The organism is Dactylosporangium aurantiacum, from assembly GCF_000716715.1.
Lineage (GTDB): Bacteria > Actinomycetota > Actinomycetes > Mycobacteriales > Micromonosporaceae > Dactylosporangium > Dactylosporangium aurantiacum.
Genome location: NZ_JNYJ01000182.1, coordinates 1 through 298, shown reverse-complemented (window position 1 = coordinate 298; position 298 = coordinate 1). Strand labels below are relative to the sequence as shown.

The 298-nt window shown below is 69.5% G+C and carries 1 pseudogene; it reads right to left on the bottom strand.

The features are described 5' to 3' along the window. Positions 1-298: pseudogene (locus OP18_RS59040) on the bottom strand (IS630 family transposase); the annotation flags it as partial.

Below are 298 nucleotides of genomic sequence, written 5' to 3'. Positions count from 1 at the left end.
GCAGAACACGACGGAGACGTTGTGGACCGAGACGTGGTGGTGGAAGGCGCCGGTGGCGAGGTTGATCGCGCCGTGGATGGTGCGGCGGATGTTCTTGCCGGGGGTCATGACGCGGTGGCGCAGGCCGGTGGGCATCCAGCAGGCGCGGACGTGGGCGAGGAGGTTGAGGTGGGTTTCGTCCTCGGCGAGCACGACCGATCCGGTGGGCAGGGCGGTGATCTGCTCGCGGATGTCGGTGCAGATGGTGTCGTGGTCGGGGTCGCTCTTGGCGACGAGTCTGGGCCGGGACCAGCGGGCG